This window comes from Noviherbaspirillum saxi, from assembly GCF_003591035.1.
In the GTDB taxonomy this organism is placed as follows: Bacteria; Pseudomonadota; Gammaproteobacteria; order Burkholderiales; family Burkholderiaceae_D; genus Noviherbaspirillum; species Noviherbaspirillum saxi.
The window spans coordinates 841,762-865,875 of sequence record NZ_QYUO01000002.1; the positions used below are offsets into that span (position 1 = coordinate 841,762).

Genomic DNA, 24,114 nt, shown 5'->3' on the forward strand with positions numbered 1-24,114 from the left:
CGAGTTGGCAAAATTATCCAAGGAAGCCGCGTCACGAAACAGTGTTCAAAATGCTCAATTCGGCCTAGAATTTGGCGAAATGACAGGTCATACTTCCAAAATGCGCAAATGAACGACACAGATCGCCAACTTCTGGCCTTGTTAAGAGATAACGCGAGGGAATCCGTCACCGATCTCGCAAAAAAGCTGCGCGTTTCACGCGCGACGGTGCAAAACCGTATTGGGAAGCTGGAGGAAGACGGCGTTATCGCGGGCTACACCGTAAGGCTAAAGCCGGATGCCGAAGAGCACCGGATCCGCGCATGGATGGGAATCGCAGTGGAAGGAAACTGCGCGCCCAAAGTGATACAGGCTTTGCGCGGTGATCCGGGCGTTCACACACTCCATACGACAAACGGCCGTTGGGACATCGTGGCAGAGCTACGTGCGGACAATCTGGAATTATTTGACCGCGTTTTGGGTCGTATCCGCAGCATCGAGGGAATTACCAATACCGAGACCAGCATCCTGCTTTCTACGCACAAGATCTAGTACTACTGCGTCAAAAAGTACGCTGTAACATCGCCTCCCCCTTGCAGGGCTGATCATTGCCCACAAGTTAGCAAGGCCCTGAAGTTCCTTCCCCCTTGCAGGGGGAAGGTTAGGATGGGGGTAGTGAGGTTAAGTCATCATCTAACGAAAATTTAACCATCCTACCCCCATCCCAGCCTTCCCCCTGCAAGGGGGGAGCCTGACATCGCTGGGCTTATGACGCAGTAGTACTAGGTCCAGTTTCCTAAATCACGCCGCTGCGCCCGCATCAAGATCAGACGCCCAGATAGGCACCAAGCGATTCAGGCGAAGCGAGAAGTACTTCCGATTCACCCTGTAGCACCACCTTGCCTTTTTCCAGCACCACGGCGTGGTCAGTGTGTGCAAGCACCGCGCGATAATTCCTGTCGACGATCAAGGTACTGATTCCGGTGCCCCGGATCTGATTGATCACTCGCCAGATCTCCTGGACAATCAGCGGCGCCAGGCCTTCCGTTGCTTCATCAAGGATCATCATGTCGGGATTGGTCATCAGCGCACGTCCGATGGAAAGCATTTGCTGTTCACCGCCTGACAATTGCTGGCCACCATGGTTCAGGCGTTCTTTCAAGCGCGGAAACGTCGCCATCACGCGTTCGAAGTTCCAGTCGTTCCTGCCGCTTGGTCCCCTGCGCGCGCTCATCACAAGGTTCTCGCGCACCGACAGGTTGGGGAAGATGCCTCGCCCTTCAGGGACATAGCCTATGCCAAGGCGTGCCATCTTCTCTGGCGAAAAACCGGATACCGCATTCTCACGCCAACGGATCTTGCCCGACGCTGCCGGGACATAGCCCATTAATGAGCGGATCAGCGTGGTCTTGCCCATTCCATTGCGGCCTAACAGGCCGACGGCTTTGCCGGCGGGAATATGGATGTCGACACCATGAAGGATATGGCTGTCGCCATAGTAGGTATTCAGTGACTCGATTGTTAGCACGGTAGCCTCGATAGGGAAATCAATGGTCGCCCAGGTACGCAACCTGCACATCGGGATTGGTTCTTATCGCCTGCGGTACGTCGCTGGCAATGACTTCGCCGTTGACCATCACGGTGATCCGGTCCGCGATACGAAAAACCGCGTCCATGTCATGTTCCACCAGGAGTACCGCGTGGGTGCGCTTGAGGTTTCCCAGCATGGAAAGCATACGCTCGGTTTCCTCGGCACCCATGCCGGCCAGCGGCTCATCGAGCAATAGCACCTTCGGCATCGTTGCAAGACACATGGCGATTTCCAGCTGGCGTTTCTTGCCATGGCTCATGCTTCCTGCATGGACTTCGGTCTGATCCGACAAACCTGCGGCTTCCAACGCGCTGCGCGCGATCCGTAGCGCGGTATTGCAACGCGATGCAGGTTCCCATACCGCCCAGGGGCGCGGCAATGCTGCCTGCGCCGCCATGCGGCAGTTTTCCAGGACCGTAAATTCCGGAAAAATCGTAGTGCGCTGATAGCTGCGCCCGATACCGGATCGCGCCCGCTTTGGCTGTGACAGGGTGGTCACGTCCTTGCCGTTCAGCTTGATGGATCCATCGGTGGGAGCGATCTCGCCAGAAAGCATGTTAATGAGCGTTGACTTGCCGGCTCCGTTGGTCCCGATAACCGCGTGCACTTCGCCGACATAGAGATTGACCGACACGTTATTGACGGCCTTGAGTCCGCCAAATCGCCGCGTAAGTCCGTCTGCTTCCAGAAGGGGGGAGGCAGTGGACGTCGAGGTTGTCATTTGCCGGCTCCTTTGCCGCTTGAGAGGGCTGCCGTATTACCAGAAACCAGATGTTTGATATGGCGCTTCAGGGACATTAAGCCGACGAGTCCGTTAGGAAGCAGGGCGACGAAAAAGATCATCGTCAGTCCAAGTGTCAGTTGCCAGCGTGCCGCAAGACTGCCCAGCAAGGCTTCGGATGAATAGAATTCTTTCAGCAACACAAATGCAATGGCGCCGATCACCGCACCGCGCAATGAGCCGATTCCGCCGAGGATGATCATGAGCAGCACCGCTCCCGATTCGTGCCATGACAGCATTTCCGGAGTAACGCCACCGTTTTTTGATGCCATCAAAATGCCTGCGACGCCGGCCAGCATGCCGGCCAGTACAAAAGCGGCAAGCTTGTACCAGTAAGTCTCGAAGCCGGCTGCACGCATGCGCTGTTCGTTGACCCGTATGCCGGCCAGCGCATGCCCGAAGCGCGAACGCTGCACCAGGCTTAGGATGCCATAGGTACAGAAGAGGGCGACAAGGGCGAAGAAATACATGTGACGCCCGTTGTCGAGATCGACCAGCGTCACTGAGCCAAAGCTGAGCGCGGGACGTAGCGCCAGGTACATGCCGTCGCTGCCCCGTCCGAGCGGCGTATCGTGGAATACGTAATACGCCATTTGCGCAAACGCCAGAGTGACCATGATGAAGTACACGCCCTTGGTCCGCAGACTCAGGGCGCCAACAACGAGTGCATAGGCACCGGTCACCGCAAGGGCGAGGGTTACGATGAATAGCAGCGACCCTGCCTCCGCATCCGGCGAGGCGAGCGCGGTGACATAGGCAGCAATACCAAAAAACGCGGCATGACCGAGACTGACCAGACCGGTGGTCCCGACCAGCAACTGAAGGCTGAGCGCGAAAATGGCATAGATCATTATTTTCAGCGCCAGGTCCTGCAGATAGGATGACAGCACCATGGGTAACATCGCGAGCGCACCTGCGACGAGGAGGGGCATGATCCAGCCCGCGGTGGACCGGGATTGAGGCATTGCGGCGCCTGCCGGGAGAATTGAGGTCAACATGCTTAATATCCTTTGCTCTTCAGACCTTCGGGACGCCAGATCAGGATGAGCGCCATGAGAACATAAATGCCGATTCCGCTTAGCTGTGCGAAAAACACTTTACCGAAGGTGTCAACAAATCCAACCAGAAGCGATGCAATCAATGCACCGGAAATCGAACCGATTCCTCCGATCACCACCACGACGAAACACACGATCAGAATATGGCCGCCCATGCCGGGGTAGACCGATGTCATCGGCGAGGCGATCATGCCGGCCAGCGCTGCGAGCGCCACGCCTGCGGCGAAGACAATCCGGTATAACAAGCGGATATTGATGCCGAGTCCGCGCACCATGTCTCTGTTGCTCGCGCCTGCGCGAATCATCATGCCCAGCCGTGTACGATTTACCACGCAGTACAAGGCGATGGCGACCACGATACAGGCGGCCGAAGCGAACAGGTTATAAACCGGGTAAGTCATCACCTCGCCCAGCGCCATGCCGCCGGTGAGCCACTCGGGCACTTTTACGCCGTGCACATCGTTGCCGATCAGGATGCTGCGCAGCTCCTCGAATACCAGTATCAGGGAGTAAGTCATCAGCACCTGCTGCAAGTGATCGCGCTGATACAGATAGCTGAAGAACGCCCATTCCAATACATAACCGAGAATCGCGGCGAGGGCGATGCCGGCCAACAGCTGAGCGATGAAATAGTCGCCGAAGATCGGAGCGAGCGAAAACGCCATGTAGGCGCCGATCATATAGAAGCTGCCGTGCGCCAGATTGATGACGCCCATGATCCCAAAGATCAGGGTAAGTCCACTGGCAACCAGAAACAGGAGCAGTCCATACTGGACAGCGTTCAGGCATTGAACGAGGAAGGTGGATAGATCCATGATGGCGGGTCGCTTGATAAAAATTGCGCGGTGCGTGCGCTGTCGGAATGCACCTGCGTAAAGATGCAGGATCGGATTAAGCCTGCCGGCCGAACGTTATGGGTTTCCCCTATCAGTGGGCGATTGCGATGGAAAAGCGGCAGCACGAGAACTGTCATCGAATGCCTTTGCCCGTGCGCCAGATATGCAAACCTTCGTTCGCTTGAAGGTTTGCATTCCATCATGCATCAGAAAAGCTTGCACCCACGCGCCGGATCAGCCAGACCCTTGATTGCGACGCCCTTGACCTCGTTCAGATTGCCTTTCACCTGGCGGATATAAATATCCTGCACCGGATTGTGTGCCGGGGACAACGTGAATTTTCCCCGGGGGCTGTCGATCGATGCGCTGCGCATCGCGAGCAGCATCTGGTCGCGCTTGCCGATGTCGCCGCCGACCGCCTTCACGCCGGTAGCCAGCAGTTGTGCAGCATCGTATCCCTGCACGGCATACACGTCCGCATTCGTTTTGTAGGCCTTCGCAAAGTTGAGGCGGAAGGTGTTGTCGCGCGGTGTATTCAGGTTATCCGCATAGTGCAAGGTCGTGAACAATCCCTGAGCCGATTCTCCTTGCGCCTCCAATGTTCCATCGGTCAGGAATCCCGGCCCGTAAAGTGGAATGGTTTTATGCAATCCTGCGGCGACATAATCCTTGACGAATTTGACCGCGCCGCCGCCAGCGAAGAACGCGTACACGGCGTCTGGCTTTTTCGAAGCAATCTCGGTCAGCAGCGCCTGATACTCCACATTCGGGAAAGGCAGTGTCAGGTTCTGCGCGACGGTGCCGCCGCCTTTTTCAAAGCCTTCCACGAACCCTTTCGCCGATTCCAGCCCTGCTGCATAGTTCCATGTGATGGTGATGGCTTTCTTGTGGCCGCGTTCGGCAGCTACCTTGCCCATGGCAAACGCAGGCTGCCAGTTCGTGAATGAAGTACGGAAGATGTTCTTGGCGCACATCGCACCGGTAATCAGGTCCGCGCCGGCATTGGGCACGATGAGCAGCGTGTTCGTCTCACGCGCGACTTTCGCCATCGTCGTCGCGACACCGGAATGCACCGTGCCTACCAGGACGTCGACCTGATCGCGCTTGACCAGTTTGTTGACGTTGTCCGTCGCTTTTGCCGGATCGGATTCGTCATCGACCTTGAAATACTGAATGTCACGACCTGCAAGCTTTCCTCCCTGCTCATTGATATAGAGCTTGAAGCCGTTCTCGATCATGTTGCCCAGGCTGGCAAAGGTGCCGGTCGCCGGCAGCATAAAACCAACCTTGATCGGATCCTTGGACTGCGCAATGCTTGCGCCCGAAGTAAAGATGCCTGCGACCGCGATGGCGAGGGCAGTAACAGCTGGTCTTGATGTGTATTTCACGGAGGTCTCCTTGGTGACGTATGGGTTCACGTTGAACTGGTAATAAATCGGGCGGCTTCTTGTGTGAGCGCTTCAGGTTGATCGCGACTTCAATATTTCATGATCAGATGATTTGCTTTAGTCCTGGAGTGCGCGCAGCTTAAAGCGCTGGATCTTGCCGGTAGCGGTCTTCGGCAAGTCACTGACGAACAGGATTTCGCGCGGATACTTGTGCGGCGCCAGTCTTCCTTTGACAAAGGCCTTGAGCTCGTCCTCGAGTTCCCGGGCCGCAGTGCGAGACTCGGCCAGCACGACGTATGCGGTGGTCTTCACCAGACCTTCAGAATCCGTTTTGCCGATGACTGCGCATTCCAGCACCGCCGGATGGCCCATGAGCGCGCTTTCAACTTCGATGGGCGAGACATACTGTCCGCTTACCTTCAGCATGTCATCGTTTCGTCCTGCATAAGAGTAATAGCCGTCGGTATCGGCGCAGTATTTATCGCCGCTTTTCAGCCAGTCTCCCAGGAATGTGGCACGGCTCTTTTCCCGATTCGCCCAGTAGAGCAGGGCTGCGCTGGGGCCACGGATATAAAGGTCGCCTATCTCGCCAGGCGCGACTGGCTGTCCGTTCTCATCCCGCAGTTCGATGTCGTAACCGGGCACCGGCTGGCCCGACGTGCCGTAGCGGACGCCGCCATTGCGATTGGAAATGAAGATGTGCAGCATTTCGGTGGAACCCAGGCCGTCGAGGATCTCGCAGCCGAAGTGATCATGAAACTTTTCACCTACCTCTTTTGGCAGAGCTTCGCCTGCTGAAGTGCAGACACGCAAGGCCACGTCTTCTTTCCCGGGGAGTGACGGCGATGCGAGCATCGCGACATAGAGAGTGGGAACGCCGTAGAAAATGGTTGGCTTGTGTTCGGTCAGGCGGGCAAATACTGCTTGAGGCGTCGGCCGTTCTGCCATCAGTATGGCGGTCGCACCGACGCTGAGCGGAAAGGTGAGGCCGTTGCCCAAACCATACGCGAAGAACAGTTTCGCGGCCGAAAACACAACGTCGTCGGTTTTGATGCCGAGAACCGGCTTGGCATAAAGCTCTGCAGTCCAGAAGAGATTGCCGTGCGAGTGCACCGTTCCCTTGGGACGCCCGGTCGAGCCGGACGAATACAGCCAGAAAGCAAAATCATCGCAGCTGGTATCGGCGCACAGAGACACGGCAAGCGGTTCCGCAGCCAGCAAGTTATCCATCGAGCGCAAATCGTTTGCGGAACCTTCGGAGACGATGAGTTCGGGACGGACGGATACTTTGCCGAACGCCTCCTGCACGCAGGGTAACAAAGGGCTGGATGCGATCACCATCCGGGCTCCGCTGTGCTCGATCATGTACGCATAGTCATCGGCCGGCAGCAGGGTATTCACCGGAACGGGAATCGCACCGGCGAACAAGGCGCCAAGAAACGCGACCGGCAGGTTCGCGGAATCCTGCATGATGAGGAGGATACGCTCTTCGCGATGAATGCCGGAAGCCCGAATTCCCGCGGCGAAGCGACGTATGCGCTGCTCCAGCTCTCCGTAGGTCACGGTGCCGTGGTCGTCGATATAGGCCACTTTGGACGAACGTTCGGCATTGATTTCCAGAATGTGCCGAGCGAAATTGAATCGCTGGGGCAGGGCCGGGGTGGGGTGATCCATGTTCTCTCTCCAAGTGCGGCGGTCGCGTCCGGAGGCGGACCGCTGCGAAAACCAAATAGCGGTAGTGACGGCTTGAGCGCCGTTCTGTTTTTACCGTCTGATCAATTGCGAAAGCTATGCGAGTCGACGGCAAGGTGCTGCAAGGTCGCCACCGATCCCTGCAGCGCGGACCGACGGTGATAGAAGCCAAGCCCCCGCAGTCCGCCAAGTTCCTCTCCGCCGCCGGCGCGGCCAGGGCCGCCGTGGATCGATGCCGGCATGACATTGCCATGCCCGGTTTGCACCTTCCCGACCTCGGGCGTCACGGTATGCACGCGTCCATGCGACCCGGCCAATGCAAGCGCCGTTTTCGACAGCCAGCTTTCATCGGCACTGAAGACAGAGGTCACGAGTGAGCCGAGTCCGCGATGCGCCAAGGCGACCGCATGATCCGGATTGCGATAGCCGAGCAGGGTGGCAACCGGGCCAAACACTTCATGGTCATGGACCACGGCTGCATGGTCTGCGTCGCGTAAGCCGAGTAAGGTGGGTGCGGTACAGGCTGCAATATCAGGTGCGACGTCCACGAGTGCCTGGCTGCGTCCATCACGGAGAAGTGTAGCCTCGCCGGCAAGGATATTGATGCCTCCGAGTACGTTGTTGTACTGCTCGCGACTGACCAAAGAGCCCATGCGCACGTCGGCATTGCGCGGATTGCCGACCGTGACCGCGTCAAGGCGGGAAGAGATCGCCTCTGCGACGGCATCAAAGTATTGAGTCGGTACCAATGCGCGTCGAATCGCGGTGCAGCGCTGGCCGCTCTTGGTCGTCATCTCGCGCACGACTTCCTTCACGTAGAGATCGAACGCTTCGGTTCCTGGCGCCGCATCTTCGCCAAGAATCGCCGAGTTGAGACTGTCTGCCTCGATATTCGCGCGTACTGAATGGCGCGCTACTGCAGCGTGCGATCGGATCTGCACCGCCGTGTCGGCGGAACCGGTAAATGACAGAACATCGAATGGCTTGAGCGCGTCCAGCAGACCAGCGGAACTTCCGCATACGATGGAAAGGGCGCCGACCGGCAACACGCCGGCTGCAACGACATCGGCGACCATCCGGTGAGTCAGCCATGCGGTCACGGTCGCAGGTTTGACGACGACCGGCACCCCGGACAACAATGCCGGCGCCGCTTTTTCCCATAATCCCCACGCTGGAAAATTAAACGCGTTGATGAACAATGCCAGGCCATGCACCGGCGTGAGCACATGCTGCGACTGGAACAGCTGGTCTTTCGACAGTATGCTCGCGGACCCATCCAGTAACACCCGTACATCGCCCAGCGCCGCACCGGTTTTGGCATAGTAGTTCAACGTAAAGGCGGCACCTTCGATGTCGACGGCAGAGTCGGATTGCGTTGTGCCCGAATTGGCAAGGGCAATTTCGTAATAGGCATCGCGATTGGCCTGCAATACTTTGACGACGTCCGACAGCATCGCGGCGCGTTGTCCATAGGTCAGGGCTTGCAAGGCTGCCGATCCACGGGTGCGGGCAAACTCGAAACCCTCATCAAGCCCCTCGGCACGTCCCCCGGTGACTGCGATCGTTTCACCGGTAACAGGATCTGTAAGGGTATGAGCCACGGCGGCGTTTTGCTGCCAGGTTCCAGACAAATAATTGCGGAGGTAATTGTTCATGAACACTCGATCAACAGAATCAAAATTTAGGCTGCGAGCTGCGTAAAGGTGATCGCACCCTGTGGCAGAAGATAAAGCACCAGCGCGCGTCCTTGCGTCACCGTCGGACGATGCGCACTGCCGGCTTCATAGACACACCAGCCGGCCGGCCGCGAATCGAAACATGCTCCGGGAGTAAGCGGCATGATCAAATCAATTTCACCGTTTGGATGGACATGGTGTGGACCCGCGATATCTTCCATTTCGACGACATCGACACTAAAACCATGTGTCGCGTCAGTGGCTTTCAATACGCGTCCAAATCGAATGCCGTCGCTCTCGCGATTGCATAGCCAGCCATCGCGTACGCCGGCCTTGCATGCCTCGAAGATCAGTTCGTAAAGATGGCTTCCTGGACCGTGCTGCGCATTCAAATAGGATTCGAGGGCTGAATCCAGTGGAATGAGTGCAATTTCGTCAGTAATTCGGCTAATGAGGGCTTGAAAAGCAGGAACGTCCATGAACAGCTCCGAAAAAATGCACTGAAGTGCGTGTAGTTGAAAGGGCTATAGTGCGTTTGATTGCAGTTTAAGTGTAGTATGTTGCATATGTCAAGGATTAATGGCTGTGTTTTATTTCATGCTTGCGGCGATCCATTGGACTGGTTTTCGCGGTCATTAAAGCAAGCAGGGGAAATTATTTGCCTATTGGTAATTCATACGCTTGAAAGGCGGCAATGACCGTTCGGGCAGAGATGACCGTCGCCGCGTCCGATGAAGAAAGGGATCCATATCTGATCACACTTCAAGGGCATGTACGCGCGCTTCGCACGCGCTGCGGTCTAACGCGGGCGACATTGGCGAAATTCGACGTTTGATGCCAGCAACATGACGTGGGAAGCTGCTTATTTCCGTGCCTAAACAGGTCTGTACTACTTCTGGCCGGTAAAGGCTTTAATCGGAAAGTGCATTGATTTGCTTGACACGTAATTTATGATGCAATATAGTGCTTTCAAAGGACGACAGATGCAGCATATTTCACTGAGGATCATGATGAGCACAGCACCCCACATTAACTACGAAACTTCCCCTGAGCGTTATAAGCATTGGACCCTGGCTGTCGATGGTCAAATCGCCACGCTCACTATGAACGTCAACGAAGAAGGTGGCTTGAAAGAAGGCTACAAGCTCAAGCTGAACTCTTACGATCTCGGTGTGGATATCGAACTGCACGACGCGGTGCAGCGCATCCGCTTCGAGCACCCAACGGTTCGTACCGTTGTCATCACCAGCAGCCGTGACCGGATTTTCTGCTCCGGCGCCAATATCTTCATGCTGGGCAAGTCTTCGCATGCCTGGAAGGTCAACTTCTGCAAATTCACCAACGAGACACGCAACGGCCTGGAAGATTCCAGCCGAAACGGTGGTCTGAAATTCGTCGCAGCGGTCAATGGCGCCTGTGCCGGCGGTGGTTATGAACTGGCTGCTGCTTGCGACGAAATCATTCTGGTGGATGATCGTTCATCGTCGGTGAGCCTGCCGGAAGTTCCATTGCTGGGTGTGCTGCCGGGCACTGGTGGCCTGACGCGCCTGACCGACAAGCGCAAGGTGCGGCATGACCACGCCGACATTTTCTGCACCACTTCCGAAGGTGTTCGTGGTCAGCGCGCAAAAGACTGGAAGCTGGTCGACGAGGTCGCCAAGCCGGCACAGTTCGCCGAAACGGTTCGTAGCCATGCGCTGGCGCTTGCCGAGAAAAGCCTGCGTCCGGCCGAAGCCACGGGCGTCAAGCTCACGCCGTTGAGTCGCAAGCAATCCGACAATGCGCTGGACTACGAATTCGTCAGCGTTGCCATCGATCGTGCCAACCGCGCTGCAACGCTGACTGTCAAATCGCCGTCAGTCGACCAGCCCAAGGATGCTGCCGGCATTGAAGCTGCGGGAATCAATTGGTGGCCGCTGCAGTTTGCGCGTGAGCTGGATGACGCCATTCTGCACTTGCGCACTAATGAGCTGGATATCGGCACATGGGTCTTGAAATCGGTTGGCAATCCTCAGGCGGTGCTCGATGTCGACGCGACGCTGGCCGCCAACAAAGATAATTGGCTGGTACGCGAAACCGTCGGTTTTCTGCGCCGCACCCTGGCACGCCTGGATGTGACTTCACGTTCGCTGTTTGCGTTTATTGATGAGGGCTCCTGCTTTGCCGGCACGCTTTTGGAAGTTGCGCTGGCTGCGGACCGCAGCTACATGCTGGCGCTGCCGAACGATACCGCGAAGGCACCGAAGATCGCGGCATCCGAGCTTAACTTCGGCCTGTATCCGATGGTGACCGGCGAATCGCGCATTGCCCGCCGTTTTTACGGCGATGAAGCGGAGATTGCCGCCGTGCGGGAAATGAAAGGCAAGCCGCTCGATGCGGCGCAAGCCATGCAACTGGGCTTGATCACCGCCGATCCGGACGATCTGGATTGGGCGGATGAAACCCGCCTCGCGCTGGAAGAACGCGCGAGCATGTCGCCCGACGCATTGACCGGGATGGAAGCCAATCTGCGCTTCAACGGCAAGGAAACCATGGAAACGCGTATCTTCGGCCGCCTCACCGCCTGGCAGAACTGGATCTTCATTCGTCCCAACGCTGTCGGCGAACTGGGCGCGCTCAAGGTGTATGGCTCGGGCAATAAAGCACAGTTTGATTTGAACCGCGTATAAACGACTTCAATAAGGATTTCACCGTGAGCACAATTAATTACAACGAGAAGATTCCGAATAACGTCAATCTGTCCGAAGACAAAACCCTGCAGCGCGCGCTGGAACACTGGCAGCCCAATTATCTGCAATGGTGGCAGGACATGGGACCAGACGGCTCGACCAATTTCGACGTTTATCTGCGTACCGCGATCAATGTCACTCCCGAAGGCTGGGCGCATTTCGGCCATGTGAAGATGCCGGATTATCGCTGGGGCATTTTTCTCGCCCAGCAGGAAGAGGGGCGCAAGGTCAACTTCGGTGAAAACAAGGGCATGGCGGCGTGGCAGGATGTGCCAGGGGAACACCGCGCCAACTTGCGTCGCATCATCGTCACGCAGGGCGACACCGAGCCGGCATCGGTGGAACAGCAGCGCCATCTGGGCCTGACCGCACCGTCCCAGTATGACATGCGCAACCTGTTCCAGATCAACGTGGAGGAGGGACGTCACCTGTGGGCGATGGTGTATCTGCTGCACAAATACTTTGGCCGCGATGGACGCGAGGAAGCCGAAGCGCTGCTGCAGCGCAATTCCGGCAACCAGGACAATCCACGTATCCTGGAAGCCTTCAATGAAGAAACACCGGACTGGCTGGCGTTCTACATGTTCACCTACTTCACCGACCGCGACGGCAAGTTCCAGTTGAATGCGCTGGCCGAATCCGGTTTCGATCCGCTGTCACGCACTTGTCGCTTCATGCTGACCGAAGAAGCGCATCATATGTTCGTCGGTGAATCAGGCATCTCGCGCGTGATCCAGCGTACCGTCGACATCATGAAGCAGCACAAGATTGAGGATCCGAATGAAGTGCGCAAACATGGCGTGATCGACCTGCAAACGATACAGCGCTATTTGAATTTTCATTTCAGCGTGACCGTCGACCTGTTTGGCGCCGACCAGTCGTCCAACGCCGCGACGTTTTACAGCGCAGGCCTGAAGGGACGCTACGAAGAAACCAAGCGCGACGACGACCATGTGCTGAAGAGTCACCAGTACAAAATCCTGGAAATTTCCAATGGCTCCATCGTGGAAAAGGAAGTACCGATGCTGAACTCGCTCAATGAAGTGCTGCGTGACGATTACATCCGCGATTCGATCGCTGGCGTCGGCCGCTGGAACCGCATCATCGAAAAGGCTGGCCTGAATTTCCGTCTGCAAACCCCGCACAAGGCGTTCAACCGTCATATCGGCACGTTCGCAGGGCATCGGGTATCGCCGGATGGCCGCGTCATTTCCGAAGTCGAATGGGCAGCGAATGTGCGCAACTGGCTGCCGACCGAAGAAGACCGCGCCTATGTTGCATCGTTAATGGGTCGCGTGATTGAACCCGGCAAGATGGCCAACTGGATTGCACCGCCTCCAGTCGGTATCAACCGCCAGCCTATCGAGTTTGAATACGTACGCTTCAACTGATATTGCAGCAGCAAATTGACGTGCATCCCCTGCACGTCTTCCTGGCGCAGGCACATGCCTGTGTGTCTGCGCCACGCAGGATACGGATGCCTGCGCAGATTCAACTTACCTATTGATTGACCGCCATGAACGCTCCCGAACCGATCGCTTTCATTCGTCAGCATCTTATTGATCCGGAGGTTTGTATCCGGTGCAATACCTGTGAAGAGACCTGTCCGATTGACGCGATTACCCATGATAGTCGTAACTATGTGGTCAAAGCCGATGTCTGCAATGGCTGTGGCGCGTGCATCTCTCCATGTCCCACAGGTTCTATTGATCATTGGCATATCGTTCCGAAGGCAGCCCCTTATTCAGTCGAAGAGCAGCTTGGCTGGGACGAATTGCCGCCGAAGCAAGACATCGATGCGAGCGTGCTGGACCAGGCCGGAAGCCTGAACGCTGCCCAGGTAGCGAAAGAAGAGATGCAGGTAAATGCAGCCGTGTCGACCACGTCCGCCGTTCCCCCCTGGTCCGCTGCCCACCCGTATGTCAACCTGTACACGCTCAAGTCGCCGATCGCTGCCACTATTGCGGGCAATTACCGCCTTACGGATCCGAGCGTGGAAAGCGATATCCATCATATCGTGCTCGATTTCGGCATACAGGTATTCCCGATCCTGGAAGGCCAATCCATCGGCATTATTCCTCCGGGCGTCGATGCGAATGGCAGGCCGCATTACATGCGCATGTATTCCGTCGCCAGTCCGCGCAGTGGAGAGCGCGAAGGCTATAACAATCTTTCGTTGACCGTAAAGCGCGTAGTGCAGGACCATAACGGCAATCCGACGAAGGGAATCGCTTCGAATTATCTATGCGACTTGCAAAAAGGCGCGACGGTACAGGTCACCGGACCATTTGGCACGAATTACCTGATGCCCAATCATGCCGGATCTAACATACTAATGATCTGCACGGGAACTGGGTCGGCACCGATGCGCGCGATGACGGAACATCGGCGGAGACTGGAATCAAATTCCAAAAAGCTGGGCAAACTGATGCTCTTCTTCGGCGCCCGACATTCCCAGGAACTGCCGTATTTCGGCCCCTTGCTGAAATTGTCCGACGACTTCATCGATAAGCATTTTGCATTCTCGCGTGTTGAGGGTCAGCCAAAGACCTATGTGCAGGACAAGCTGCGCGCGGCCGGTAAGCAGGTCGCTGAATTGCTGAGGGGCGACACTTACATCTATCTATGCGGGCTGAAGGGAATGGAAACCGGCGTGATGGATGCGCTGCAGCAGGTGTGTGCGGACGAGGGTGTGGACTGGAGTGAGCTATTGTCCAGAATGGTTAAGGAAGGCCGCTTTCACGTTGAAACGTATTAATTCCAGATAACTTCAACAGGACGCTTATGTCCTGTTTCTTTTCACGTTCTTATGCCCTTGCAGGCATCCGCTATGTCGACGACAGACTATCAAACATTGAAACTAGGGACGGACGCGCGTGGCGTCACACGCATTACACTGGCGCGGGAAAAGACGCTCAATGCGTTCGACGAAGTAATGATCACAGAGCTTACTGCGGCATTTACCGCGATGGCGCAATCACCGCACACCCGCGTGGTCGTGCTGGAAGCGTCCGGGCGCGCGTTCAGCGCCGGGGCTGATCTTCGGTGGATGGAACGGGCAAGTAAAAACACCCATGCGGCCAATCTGGACGACGCACGGAGTTTTGCCCGCATGATGCAGGCCATCTACGAGTGTCCGAAGCCGGTTATCGCCAGGGTGCAAGGTGCGGCGTTCGGCGGAGGGGTAGGCTTGTGCTGTGCATGTGATCTCGTGTTCTCGGTGCCCGAGGCGAAATTTGCGGTCAGTGAGGCTAAATTCGGCATTCTTCCTTCAGTGATCGGTCCCTACCTGCACAACGCGGTCGGAAAAAGAAATGCACTTCGGCTGGCGCTGACCGCCGAGCAGATCGATGCCACGCGCGCCATGCAGATGGGTTTGGTCCACGAAGTCGTCGCCATCGAACAGCTCGACGACGCAATTGAGAAAGCGGTGACACAGTTGCTCTCCAACGGGCCGGGGGCGCTTGGCGAAATCAAGCATCTGTTTGGCAATCTCGCCGTCGCTGCGATTAGCGACGATGTACGCGAACTTACCGCCCAGACCATCGCCCGGGTACGGGCCACCGACGAGGCGCGTGAAGGTTTTGCCGCTTTTCTTGCGAAACGACCACCGGCATGGATGACACAATGAGCGCTAATATGGAACAGCCAAATTCCTGGCTGATGAATACCAAACCAGTAAGCCAGCAGATCGTCGCGGTGATTGGCGCCGGCACCATGGGCGCTGGCATTGCGCAGGTGGCTGCCGCCGCCGGACATCCGGTAAGGCTGATGGATGCCCGGTCCGGCGCCGCCGGGGAAGCGCATCAAAAGATTGGTGGAGTGCTGCAATCCCTGGTAGACAAGGGGCGGATGGGAGCAGGGGAGAGGGAAACGCTTCTCGAGCGAATCGTTCCGATCGACACTCTTTCGGACTTGCGGGATGCCTCGCTGGTCGTCGAGGTTATTGTCGAAAACCTTCAGATCAAGCAAAAGCTGCTGAACGAAGTGGAAACGCATGTCAGCCGCGACGCAATCATTGCATCGAATACGTCGTCGATCTCGATCACCGCGCTGGCCAACGGCATGGCCCATCCGGACCGTCTGGTCGGCATGCATTTCTTCAATCCCGTCCCTCTGATGAAGCTGGTTGAGGTGGTGTCGGGTGCGGAAACGTCCACCGAAGTAGCGGCCATTATTTACGACCTGGCCAAGCGCTGGGGAAAGACGCCGGTACATGCAAAGTCAACGCCGGGTTTCATCGTCAACCGAATTGCGCGCCCTTTCTATGCCGAAGCGCTGGCGTTGCTGCAAGAACAGGCTTGCGCTCCGGCAGAAATCGATCGTGTCATGCGTTCTGCCGGCTTCCGCATGGGTCCGTGCGAATTGATGGACCTGATCGGCCACGATATCAACTATTCGGTCACCCTGTCGGTGTTCGATGCCAATTATGGCGATCGCCGGTATGTGCCCTCACTCGTGCAGAAGGCACTGGTCGATGGAGGGCGGCTCGGACGCAAGGTCGGCAAGGGATTTTATGACGGCACACCCGTACAACCCGCTGCGGCGATGAAGGGGCGGGCGGACACGCCGATAAAGGTTGCCGGAGTAGGCTTGCTTGCGCAGCGACTTGCTGATTTACTCGAGAGCGCTCAGGCAGATTTTTCTCGTGACATGGGCATGGAATGGACCGGCTTGCAGGTAGGGGAAGTCGCGCTGCATGTATCGGATGGCCGCACCGCAAACGAGCTGGCGGCAAGCCGCGCATGCCGCAATATCGGTGTGATCGATCTGCCACTGTCCAATGGAAATGATCGTGCAATTGCGATCGCATTTGCCAGCAGCGTGCAGAACGAGCACCGTGACCTGGTAAAAGCCGCGCTCGGCAACAGCGGATTGCAGCCGGTCGAACTGCGGGACGTACCGGGCCTGGTGGTTGCCCGCACCATCGCGATGCTGATCAACGAGGGCGCCGATGCGGTGTATCAGGGCGTCTGCGATGAACAGGGCGCCGACGTCGCCATGAAGCTTGGCACCAATTACCCGGCCGGTCCTTTCGAATGGCTGGATCAGCTTGGCATCGACTATACGCTGGCAATACTCAATAATCTTTTCAATGCTTACCGCAGCGAACGCTATCGAGTCAGCCCTCTGCTTCAACATTCCTATTGGACAGAAAGGATTCCAGCATGACGCTCTCTGTGCCTGTTGAGACTACTAATTTTCGCGTCGACATCGATGAACAGGGAATTGCCCACCTTGTGTTTCTGCCAGTTGGCGGAATGCCCGTCACCGATGCACGCGGCCATGCCGCGCTTGCGGACATCTGGTCAACACTGTCTGCCCATCCTCAAGTGAAAGCGATCCTGGTACGCAGCGAAGGCAAGGCATTCTGCGCCGGCGGCGAGTTGGCCATGGTCGATGAAATGCTGGTATCCGAAGCAGCGCGCCAGCGTGTGATGCGGGAAGCGCGCGACATCGTGCGCGGCATGATCAATTGCTCCAAGCCTATCGTTTCGGCGATCAATGGCGCGGCGGTCGGCGCGGGTCTTGCGGTAGCCTTGCTTGCCGATATTTCGGTTGCGGCACGGAATGCCAAGCTCATCGACGGACACACCAAACTGGGCGTTGCCGCCGGCGACCATGCGGTAATCATCTGGCCCCTGCTTTGCGGGATGGCCAAAGCCAAGTACTACCTCATGCTGTGCGAAACCGTCACTGGTGAAGAAGCCGAGCGCATCGGTCTGGTAAGCCGGGTCGTCGATGCAGAGCAACTGCAGGCCGACGCATTGCAAATCGCACGGCGGCTGGCGGTCGGGAGCCGGTCGGCGCTTGAAGGGACCAAGCGCTCGCTGAACCATTGGCTGCACGCCGCCTGGCCGGCGTTTGAAGCCTCTCTCGCTGCCGAAATGATGGACTTCAGCCAGGCGGATGCAAGGGAAGGCGTCGCAGCGATCAAGGAAAAGCGCGCACCCGATTTCAACAGGGCTTCTGTATGAAGTTTGCCGAAATCACGACAGGCCGCCGGTTCACGCTCGGGCCAATTACCGTCGCAGAAGAAGAGGTGATCGCATTCGCCGAGCAATATGACGACCAGTGGTTCCATACCGATCCGCAGCGCGCTGAAGATGGACCGTTCCGTGGTCTGATCGCAAGCGGATGGCATACCTGCGCACTGGCGATGCGGCTTGTTTCGCGCGGCATCCTTAATGGTTCCGAATCGTATGCATCGCCCGGACTGACCTATGTATGTTGGCCGAAACCGGTGCGGCCGGGAGATACGCTGACGCTCGAAATCGTGGTTCACGAAGCGCGGATCTCGGCGTCCAGGCCATGGCTGGGAATCGTGCGTTGGCAATGGCGCATGCTCAATCAGTCAGGCCTGGAGGTGCTTGACCTGGAGGCGACAAGCATGTTCAAGATCGGAAACGAGGCGAGCGCTTCCCACTAATCCGATGCCGTGTCGCTCGCAGCTGCGTCTGCGGTTTACTCTTCGTCTATTACCCCGAATCGTTCTACAAGATAATCAACCAGCGTACGGACCGAAGGAAGTAAGCCGCGCCTCGTTGGGAATACTGCATGAATGATTTCCCGGCGTGGCGCCCACCCCGGAACGACCCGCACTAGCGACCCATCGGCTAGTTGGTCACACACCATGAGAAACGGAAGTTGCACAATGCCGACGCCTGCCAGGGCCGAGGTCCGTAACGCGATCATGTCCGTCGTCACAAAACGAGGCACGTGGTGCACCGTGGCCTGCGCATCGTTCGGCCCGTACAGCGTCCAATTGTGGCTCTGCTGTGCTATCCCAAGACCGAGACTCGGCCAGCCATTCAGTTCAGCAGGCGAAACTGGAAAACCTCGCTGCTGAATGAGCATAGGGCTGGCGATCAGGCAATGGCCGCGATCCGCCAGGACGCGCATCACCAGATCACTGTCTTGCAACGGCGGCGGACGTACGCGGATGGCGATATCCACCGCTTCACTCACGACATCGACACTCCGGTTGGTAGCCTCCAGATGAACGGTGATTTGCGGATAACGTGTCATGAAGTCAGCCAACATCGATCCGACATGCACGTGTAGCAGCGCGACCGGGCAGGTCACGCGGATAACGCCACGTGGTTCAGCCCGTGAAGCATCGATGACGTCTTGCGCGGCCTCGGCTTCCACCAGCATCGCCTTACAGTGGTCATAGTAGGACCGTCCTATTTCCGTCACGGCAAAACGGCGCGTCGATCTCTGGATCAGGCGAATGCCCAGCCGCTCTTCCAGCATCGCGATACGGCGGCTGAGTTTCGATTTCGGCATGCCCAACGCCCTGCCAGCTGGGGCAAAGCCTCCGTGATCCACGGCTTGGACAAAGTAGAACAAGTCGTTCAGGTCCTGCATTGCCGCTCCATCGTTCAAAAAATGGGACTCTTATACTCAATTTTGCAGTCTACACCGCGATTAGTTTAGAAACTATGCTTCCTCCATCGACGCGATCAACCGATCTCTCAGGAGAGCAGTATGAAAAAAATTCTTGGTGTCTACAGCGCGCCCCGTCCCCATTGGGTCGGCGATGGCTTTCCGGTGCGCTCCTTGTTCTCTTACAACAGCCATGGGCAGCAGCTCAGTCCCTTCTTGCTGCTCGACTACGCCGGCCCGGCTGACTTCTTGCCCACGAACACGCCGCGTGGCGTGGGCCAACACCCGCATCGCGGTTTTGAGACCGTGACCATCGTCTACAAAGGCGAGGTCGCACACCGCGACTCGACTGGCCAAGGCGGCGTTATCGGTCCCGGCGACGTGCAATGGATGACGGCCGGTGCCGGCATTCTTCACGAAGAATTTCACTCCCCGGCATTCAACCAATCGGGTGGCGCGCTTGAAATGGTGCAGCTTTGGGTGAACCTGCCTGCCAAGGACAAGATGAGCCCACCTGGCTATCAGGCCATCCTCGACGGCAACATCCCTGCCGTTCCTCTGCCCAATGGCGCCGGCACCGTGCGGGTTATCGCGGGCGAGTTTGACGGACACTCCGGCCCGGCGCATACCCTCACGCCGATGAATGTCTGGGACCTGCGGTTGACACAGGGCAGCTTCAGCGCCCTGAAGTTACCCGAGTGGTGGACAGCTGCCCTCGTTGTTCTTCGCGGCACCGTGCAGGTAAACGGCAGCGCAATCGTCCGAGAAGCGCAGATGGTGGTGCTGGATCGTTCTGGCCAGGAACTCTCCATCGAAGCCAACAGCGACGCGGTCGTCCTGCTGCTCAGTGGCGAACCGATTGACGAACCGATAGTGGGTCATGGGCCCTTCGTCATGAACAGCCAGCAAGAGATCCTGCAAGCGGTGACCGACTTCAACAGTGGCCAGTTCGGCCTGATGCCGCACTAGCTCCCGTCTGGCACCCCCTTTGGGCGGCCAGACATTCCGGTGCCTTGCACCATCCAATCATCAAGGAGAAAACCATGAGCAAGTCTTACGTTCGTCTCGATAAAAACAACGTCGCGGTTCTTCTGGTCGATCACCAGGCAGGCCTGTTGTCGTTGGTGCGCGATATTGAGCCCGACAAGTTCAAGAACAACGTGCTGGCCCTGGCTGATTTGGCCAAGTACTTCAAGTTGCCCACCATCCTCACCACCAGCTTTGAAACCGGTCCCAATGGGCCATTGGTACCTGAACTGAAGGAGCAATTTCCCGAAGCGCCCTACATCGCCCGTCCAGGCAACATCAACGCCTGGGATAACGAAGATTTCGTCAAAGCCGTGAAGGCGACCGGGAAGAAACAACTCCTGATCGCCGGGGTGGTCACCGAGGTGTGTGTGGCGTTCCCTGCATTGTCCGCACTGGAAGCGGGCTATGACGTATTCGTCGTCTCCGACGCGTCGGGCACCTTCAACGAAGTGACGCGCCAGGCTGCGTGGGATCGCATGTCGCAGGCGGGTGCGCAATTGATGACATGGTTCGGAGTCGCCTGCGAGCTGCACCGCGACTGGAGAAACGACGTTGAAGGTCTGGCGGCACTGTTCTCCAATCACATCCCGGACTACCGCAACCTGATCACCAGCTACAGCACCCTGGCAGACAAAAAATAAGCTCGTACCACGATGCTGGGACGAATCGCTAGAGCAGTTTCATCCTGACTTGCCAGGCGAGGCCGAGGCGATTTGCCTGTGGAACAAGGCGCGGCGACGCGACATGGCGAGCCATGGCAAGGAGTCGCAACGCCGTGCCGCGGGCAAAGCGTCCGGCATCGACGGCACAGTCAGGGTGAAATTGCTCTGATATCGATCCCAGTGTTTCACTTAAAGGAATTTAATCATGACTATTCCAGCCAACTTCAACGGTCAACGCCCTGTCATCGACGCGAACGATTCGGTCATGCTGCTGATCGACCATCAAAGCGGTCTGTTCCAGACTATCGGCGACATGCCCATGACGGAGCTGCGCGCACGCGCCGCCGCACTCGCCAAGATGGCCACGCTGTCTAAGTTACCGGTCATCACGACAGCATCCGTACCGCAAGGCCCCAATGGTCCGCTGATCCCGGAGATCCATGAAAACGCACCGCATGCCAAGTACGTGGCGCGCAAGGGCGAAATCAACGCCTGGGATAATCCGGATTTCGTGGCGGCCGTCAAGGAGACCGGTCGCAAGACGCTCATCATTGCCGGTACTATCACCAGTGTTTGCATGGCCTTTCCGGCCATTAGCGCGGTCGCTGAGGGCTACAAGGTGTTCGCAGTGGTCGACGCCTCCGGCACCTACAGCAAGATGGCGCAGGAGATCACGCTCGCCCGAGTCGTCCAGGCCGGTGTTGTGCCGATGGATACGGCTGCCGTCGCGTCCGAGCTGCAAAAGACCTGGAACCGCGACGATGCCCGAGAGTGGGCGCAGGTCTATACCAAAATCTTCCCGGCCTACCAGTTGCTAATTGAGAGCTACGCCAAGGCGCAGGACGTGGTGACGAATAAGGAGGCATTGGATTCAACTCGCTGAGTCCCGGCTTATTGTCCTTATCCATGCCACCCGGAGCGTTTCCAACCGGGTGGCATTACTACGTCAACGAGACTAACCATTCACTGCAACTCGTCGCCGGTGACATGTTCAAGGACGCAGGAGTCGATTTGCGCTCAATTCTTTCACCGCTATTCCCTCATGAATTAAAAGCCCTAATTGAGGCCCTTCAAAGAGACATGAAAGCAGAGCTCGCTCTAGCGATCAAGGACCACGAATGGGCCGACTATCATCGTATGAATGCTCGAATGAGCATGAGAATATTGGAAACGCTGCAGGCCCGGGCTACCGGCAAGGATGTGTAAGGGAAGAGCGGGAGAATCATACGCTTGCATTTTCACCAGATGGCCGTTGGTGGCCGTGGTGCGGGAGCTGCGTCCCTGCCTGAGGCAGCTCGGCCATGCGGGGCCGATGCGGCCGTCGGAACCAGGGCGCCCCATCCTGTGGAGCAGGCGTGAAGATGTCAGGCGCCCAACATGCCCTCGAGGCGCCGGCGGATTAGACTCTCCGCTTCTGCCATGATCCGGTCGATGAGTTCCTTGACCGTGGGCACATCGCGGATGAGGCCGGCCACCATCCCGCAAGACCAGGCTCCCGCATTCATCTCGCCTTCCTTCATGATACGTGGGTAGACACCGGCCACCTCGGGTGCGATGTCCTCGAACTTTAACAAGGCGCCCAGGCTGCGCTCCTTTCCCAGCAGGCGTTCCACTGCGGTATTGGTGAGCACCCGTTCCGTGTTGCGAAGCGGCCGCATAACGAGACGGGTATCAAGTTCGCTCGCCGCTATCAGAGCATGCTTGACGTTTTCGTGCACAGGCGCTTCCTTGGTAGCGATAAAACGCGTGCCCATGTTCATGCCTTCCGCACCCAGCGCCAGCGCGGCCACCAGTGAACGGCCATCAGCCATTCCGCCCGAGGCAACAAATGGAATGCGTAGCTCTTCGGCCGCTCGCGGCAGCAGGATGAAATTCGGCACATCATCTTCGCCAGGGTGGCCACCGCATTCGAAGCCATCGACGCTCACGGCGTCGCATCCTATGGTCTCGGCCTTCAGCGCGTGGCGTACGGAGGTGCACTTATGGATCACTTTGATGCCGGCCTCCTTGAGCGGAGCCAGCCACTTCTGCGGATTATTGCCTGCTGTCTCGACCACTTTCACGCCGCCCTCGATAATGGCTTTGATGTAGCCCGGATAGTCAGGCTGGGTGACTGCGGGCAGAAAGGTCAGATTCACGCCAAATGGCCTGTCCGTCATCTCCCTGCAGCGGCGGATTTCGCCGGCCAGTGCGGAAGGAGTACGCTGGGTCAGTCCCGTGATAATGCCCAGCCCGCCGGCGTTTGATACCGCGGCGGCGAGTTCCGCATAGCCGACATAGTGCATGCCGCCCTGGATGATGGGATGCTGGATGCCCAACAGTTCTGTGATCCGAGTCTTCATGGTTCCCCCTACCGAAATGGTTTTCACCGAGACCGCGCAAAGTTCGCTCCCAGTGCCTCACGGCGAGCGATTGTACAAACCGTTCTAACGCAGGCTTGTCGTTGCAATGACATTAAACCGGTCATGCGCCTGCTAATCTGGGTTTGCAACCGTTTGGGTTGCCCAACCTTCAAGGAGACAACATGGCATGGGATATCGAAGTGGTGAATGAATGCGCCATTGTGCGGATGAACACCAACAAAGTGAACGTGCAGAACGATCGTTTTTTCGCCGATCTTCATGCAGCCTTTGACCGGCTCGAGTGCGAGTTCAATGCCTTGCCGGTTGTGCTGACCGGTCAGGGTGATGTGTTCTCTGCCGGCATCGACTTTCAGTACAGCTTTGACATCTTCGGCAGTGGCAGCGAGGACAATATTCGTAGCTGGTATCGGGCATACCGCGAGACCAACCTCCGCATCTTTCAGTACCCGAGGCCGACCGTGGCGGCCATGAACGGCCATGCCATGGCCGGTGGACTCATTACAGCACTTGACTGCGATTTTCGGATTGCGGCAAGGAAACCGGTAAGGTTCGGACTCAACGAGGTGCCGATTGGCATTCCGATGCCGGCGGCATATGTTGAGATCATCAAGTACGCTCTCGGTGACCAGGTCGCAGCGCTGACAACTCTGCGCGGCAAGCTGTACGAACTCGATGAGGCAGCACGTCTAGGCTTCTTCCATGAAGTCGTCGAGCCGGACAAGCTGCTCACGACCGCAATCAGTTATGCGCGATGCATCACACCTGACTGCAACACCGCGTATGCAATGTCCAAGAAGGCTCTGCAGGATAGCGTGTTGAGACAGATCGAAGAGCGAACAGGTGTCCTCGATGAATGCCTGCCCGCGGGCATGAGCGATGAGGGGAACCGGCGCGCGCAGGATCGCCGCAGGCAAGAAATCATGCACAAGAGGTAGGAGGAA

24 protein-coding genes are annotated in these 24,114 nt (G+C 57.4%); 14 read left to right on the forward strand and 10 right to left on the reverse strand.

What is annotated here, in order from left to right:
- Nucleotides 1-108 precede the first annotated feature (108 nt).
- A complete protein-coding gene (locus D3871_RS19650; protein ID WP_119770753.1) occupies nt 109-531 on the forward strand; it encodes an Lrp/AsnC family transcriptional regulator in 423 nt (140 codons plus the stop codon).
- A gap of 274 nt (nt 532-805) precedes the next feature.
- Here the strand turns inward: D3871_RS19650 and D3871_RS19655 are convergent, their stop codons facing one another.
- From D3871_RS19655 to D3871_RS19690, 8 genes are all read right to left on the reverse strand, one after another.
- A complete protein-coding gene (locus tag D3871_RS19655; protein WP_119771454.1) occupies nt 806-1,507 on the reverse strand; it encodes an ABC transporter ATP-binding protein in 702 nt (233 codons plus the stop codon).
- A 19-nt stretch (nt 1,508-1,526) separates the two neighbouring features.
- Nucleotides 1,527-2,291: an ABC transporter ATP-binding protein gene (locus D3871_RS19660; RefSeq protein ID WP_119770754.1), complete on the reverse strand. Its 765-nt coding sequence runs from the start codon at nt 2,289-2,291 to the stop codon at nt 1,527-1,529.
- Nucleotides 2,288-3,349, reverse strand: coding sequence for a branched-chain amino acid ABC transporter permease (locus D3871_RS19665; protein WP_233575730.1), 1,062 nt, complete (start codon nt 3,347-3,349; stop codon nt 2,288-2,290). The genes D3871_RS19660 and D3871_RS19665 overlap by 4 nt, the downstream gene beginning before the upstream one ends.
- A gap of 2 nt (nt 3,350-3,351) precedes the next feature.
- Nucleotides 3,352-4,224 carry a branched-chain amino acid ABC transporter permease gene (locus D3871_RS19670; protein ID WP_119770755.1) on the reverse strand — a complete coding sequence of 291 codons (873 nt, stop codon included), beginning with the start codon at nt 4,222-4,224 and terminating at the stop codon, nt 3,352-3,354.
- A gap of 227 nt (nt 4,225-4,451) precedes the next feature.
- Nucleotides 4,452-5,633 (reverse strand): ABC transporter substrate-binding protein, encoded by a 1,182-nt coding sequence (locus D3871_RS19675; protein WP_119770756.1) that lies wholly within the window; start codon nt 5,631-5,633, stop codon nt 4,452-4,454.
- Nucleotides 5,634-5,750: 117 nt separating this feature from the next.
- On the reverse strand, nt 5,751-7,307 hold the full coding sequence (locus D3871_RS19680) for a benzoate-CoA ligase family protein (protein WP_119770757.1): 1,557 nt from the start codon (nt 7,305-7,307) through the stop codon (nt 5,751-5,753).
- 101 nt (nt 7,308-7,408) lie between these two features.
- On the reverse strand, nt 7,409-8,980 hold the full coding sequence (locus D3871_RS19685) for a 3,4-dehydroadipyl-CoA semialdehyde dehydrogenase (protein ID WP_119770758.1): 1,572 nt from the start codon (nt 8,978-8,980) through the stop codon (nt 7,409-7,411).
- 26 nt (nt 8,981-9,006) lie between these two features.
- Complete coding sequence (locus tag D3871_RS19690) at nt 9,007-9,480, reverse strand: DUF4863 family protein (protein WP_119770759.1); 474 nt, start codon at nt 9,478-9,480, stop codon at nt 9,007-9,009.
- A gap of 531 nt (nt 9,481-10,011) precedes the next feature.
- On the opposite strand from D3871_RS19690, the gene boxC reads away from it, so the two are divergent.
- The 7 genes from boxC (at nt 10,012) to D3871_RS19725 (ending at nt 18,160) form a co-directional block, all read left to right on the forward strand.
- Nucleotides 10,012-11,670, forward strand: a complete 1,659-nt coding sequence (gene boxC, locus D3871_RS19695; protein ID WP_119771456.1) for a 2,3-epoxybenzoyl-CoA dihydrolase — start codon at nt 10,012-10,014, stop codon at nt 11,668-11,670.
- 23 nt (nt 11,671-11,693) lie between these two features.
- A complete protein-coding gene (boxB, locus tag D3871_RS19700) occupies nt 11,694-13,121 on the forward strand; it encodes a benzoyl-CoA 2,3-epoxidase subunit BoxB (protein WP_119770760.1) in 1,428 nt (475 codons plus the stop codon).
- Nucleotides 13,122-13,246: 125 nt separating this feature from the next.
- A complete protein-coding gene (boxA, locus tag D3871_RS19705; protein WP_119770761.1) occupies nt 13,247-14,488 on the forward strand; it encodes a benzoyl-CoA 2,3-epoxidase subunit BoxA in 1,242 nt (413 codons plus the stop codon).
- 72 nt (nt 14,489-14,560) lie between these two features.
- Nucleotides 14,561-15,361 (forward strand): enoyl-CoA hydratase-related protein, encoded by an 801-nt coding sequence (locus D3871_RS19710; RefSeq protein WP_119770762.1) that lies wholly within the window; start codon nt 14,561-14,563, stop codon nt 15,359-15,361.
- A complete protein-coding gene (locus D3871_RS19715) occupies nt 15,358-16,902 on the forward strand; it encodes a 3-hydroxyacyl-CoA dehydrogenase (protein ID WP_233575731.1) in 1,545 nt (514 codons plus the stop codon). Before D3871_RS19710 ends, D3871_RS19715 begins: the two co-directional genes overlap by 4 nt.
- Nucleotides 16,899-17,708, forward strand: a complete 810-nt coding sequence (locus tag D3871_RS19720; protein ID WP_119770763.1) for an enoyl-CoA hydratase/isomerase family protein — start codon at nt 16,899-16,901, stop codon at nt 17,706-17,708. The genes D3871_RS19715 and D3871_RS19720 overlap by 4 nt, the downstream gene beginning before the upstream one ends.
- Nucleotides 17,705-18,160 carry a MaoC family dehydratase gene (locus D3871_RS19725; RefSeq protein ID WP_119770764.1) on the forward strand — a complete coding sequence of 152 codons (456 nt, stop codon included), beginning with the start codon at nt 17,705-17,707 and terminating at the stop codon, nt 18,158-18,160. The genes D3871_RS19720 and D3871_RS19725 overlap by 4 nt, the downstream gene beginning before the upstream one ends.
- 35 nt (nt 18,161-18,195) lie before the next feature.
- Here the strand turns inward: D3871_RS19725 and D3871_RS19730 are convergent, their stop codons facing one another.
- Nucleotides 18,196-19,101: a LysR family transcriptional regulator gene (locus D3871_RS19730; RefSeq protein WP_119770765.1), complete on the reverse strand. Its 906-nt coding sequence runs from the start codon at nt 19,099-19,101 to the stop codon at nt 18,196-18,198.
- A gap of 120 nt (nt 19,102-19,221) precedes the next feature.
- On the opposite strand from D3871_RS19730, the gene D3871_RS19735 reads away from it, so the two are divergent.
- The 5 genes from D3871_RS19735 to D3871_RS19750 all read left to right on the forward strand — a co-directional run bounded on the left by D3871_RS19735 (nt 19,222) and on the right by D3871_RS19750 (nt 22,016).
- On the forward strand, nt 19,222-20,088 hold the full coding sequence (locus D3871_RS19735; protein ID WP_119770766.1) for a pirin family protein: 867 nt from the start codon (nt 19,222-19,224) through the stop codon (nt 20,086-20,088).
- A gap of 74 nt (nt 20,089-20,162) precedes the next feature.
- The gene (gene ycaC, locus D3871_RS19740; RefSeq protein WP_119770767.1) at nt 20,163-20,789 is read left to right on the forward strand and encodes an isochorismate family cysteine hydrolase YcaC; all 627 of its coding nucleotides are present in this window, start codon (nt 20,163-20,165) and stop codon (nt 20,787-20,789) included.
- A gap of 49 nt (nt 20,790-20,838) precedes the next feature.
- Nucleotides 20,839-20,979 carry a hypothetical protein gene (locus tag D3871_RS30320; RefSeq protein ID WP_158597991.1) on the forward strand — a complete coding sequence of 47 codons (141 nt, stop codon included), beginning with the start codon at nt 20,839-20,841 and terminating at the stop codon, nt 20,977-20,979.
- Between the two features lie 36 nt (nt 20,980-21,015).
- Nucleotides 21,016-21,693 carry an isochorismatase family protein gene (locus D3871_RS19745; protein ID WP_119770768.1) on the forward strand — a complete coding sequence of 226 codons (678 nt, stop codon included), beginning with the start codon at nt 21,016-21,018 and terminating at the stop codon, nt 21,691-21,693.
- Between the two features lie 104 nt (nt 21,694-21,797).
- Nucleotides 21,798-22,016 carry a hypothetical protein gene (locus D3871_RS19750; RefSeq protein ID WP_147376853.1) on the forward strand — a complete coding sequence of 73 codons (219 nt, stop codon included), beginning with the start codon at nt 21,798-21,800 and terminating at the stop codon, nt 22,014-22,016.
- 158 nt (nt 22,017-22,174) lie between these two features.
- Here the strand turns inward: D3871_RS19750 and D3871_RS19755 are convergent, their stop codons facing one another.
- Nucleotides 22,175-23,152 (reverse strand): NAD(P)H-dependent flavin oxidoreductase, encoded by a 978-nt coding sequence (locus D3871_RS19755; RefSeq protein WP_119770770.1) that lies wholly within the window; start codon nt 23,150-23,152, stop codon nt 22,175-22,177.
- Nucleotides 23,153-23,334: 182 nt separating this feature from the next.
- Here D3871_RS19755 and D3871_RS19760 point away from each other — a divergent pair, with 182 nt between their 5' ends.
- On the forward strand, nt 23,335-24,108 hold the full coding sequence (locus D3871_RS19760; RefSeq protein WP_119770771.1) for an enoyl-CoA hydratase/isomerase family protein: 774 nt from the start codon (nt 23,335-23,337) through the stop codon (nt 24,106-24,108).
- Nucleotides 24,109-24,114: the final 6 nt, after the last annotated feature.